At 71.5% G+C, this 1377-nt stretch carries 1 protein-coding gene; it reads right to left on the reverse strand.

The features are described from left to right. Positions 1 to 273: 273 nt before the first annotated feature. Entirely contained in the window at positions 274 to 1230 is a 957-nt protein-coding gene (locus E3T37_RS14570; protein WP_134368001.1) for a helix-turn-helix domain-containing protein, read from the reverse strand. Positions 1231 to 1377 lie beyond the last annotated feature (147 nt).

A 1377-nucleotide genomic window follows, 5' to 3' on the forward strand; every position in this document is an offset into this window, starting at 1 on the left:
TCGCCCGCCCGCTGGCCCGGCCGTGTCCGCTGGCCCGGCCGTGTCCGTTGGCCCCGCCCGCCCGCTGGCCCTGCCCGCACGCTGGCCCCGCTCGCCCGCACAGCCGCGGAACCTGTGCCTGCCGCACGCCGGCGAACCAATTCGACGGAGATTTTCCGGATGCTGGACCGAAAACCTGTGTTTTGGGCTTTTTAGAGCAGAATCTCCGTCGAATTCGTTCGGGCGCTGGGGAGACAGGCGGAGGCCGCCCCGGCAGCGGACCCGCTGTGGCCGTCAGCCGGCCCGGCGGCTGCCGAAGGTGCGCCGGTAAGCCGTCGGCGTGGTCTGCAGCACCTTGAGGAAGTGGTGGCGCATCACGGCCGCCGCACCGAACCCCGTGGACGCCGCGATCTCCGCCAGGCTCAACCCGGTTTCCTCGAGCAGTTGCTGGGCGCGGAGCAGCCGCTGCCGGTTCAGCCACGCCGTGGGCGTCGTGCCGAGATCCGCCCGGAACCGCCGCGCGAAGGTGCGCGGCGACATCAGCGACCGCCGGGCGAGATGGTCGACCGTGAACTCCTGGTCGAGGTTTCGCAGCATCCAGTCGGTCACAGCCGCGAAGGAGTCGCTGCGGAACTCGGCCACCGGCTCCTGGATGAACTGCGACTGCCCGCCGTCGCGTTGCGGCGGCACCACCATCCGCCGGGCGATCACGTTCGCCGCCGAGGCGCCGAGTTCCTTCCGCACGATGTGCAGGGCGGCGTCGATGCCGGCCGCGGTCCCGGCGCCCGTCACCACCCGGCGGTCTTCGACGAACAGAACATCCGGGTCGACCTCGGTGAGAGGGCAGGCGCGCGCCAGCGCATCCGTGTACATCCAGTGAGTCGTGCTGCGGCGACCATTCAGGATGCCCGCGGCGGCCAACACGAACGCCCCGCTGCACACACTGAGCACCCAGGCGCCACGGGCCTCGGCCTCGCGGACTACCCGCAGGATCTCGGGGTGGATCGCCTCGCCCGCTTCGTAGGCGGGGATCGCGATCAGGTCGGCGTCCCCGGCGGCGGACAGGTCCTCGGTGACGATGATGTCGAAGCCCAGCTTCGTGCGGATGGGACCCGGCTCCGCCGCCGTGACGTGGAAGTCGAACGACGGCCCGCCGTGCTCGCTTCGGTCCATGCCGAAGACCTCACAGATCAGGCCGAACTCGAACGGCCCGAGGCCCGGCAGGGTGACGCAGACCACCTTGTGAAGCATGCGAAGCCCTCTCTGTCTGGCCGATCCAAGCCCGTAGCCCGTAGCCCGTAGCCCACAGCCCGTAGCCCGCAGCCGCAGCCGCAGCCCGCAGCCCGCAGCCGCAGCCGCAGCCGCAGCCCGCAGCCGCAGCCGCAGCCGCAGCCCGCA

Source organism: Cryobacterium sp. TMT2-10 (assembly GCF_004403075.1).
GTDB lineage: Bacteria > Actinomycetota > Actinomycetes > Actinomycetales > Microbacteriaceae > Cryobacterium > Cryobacterium shii.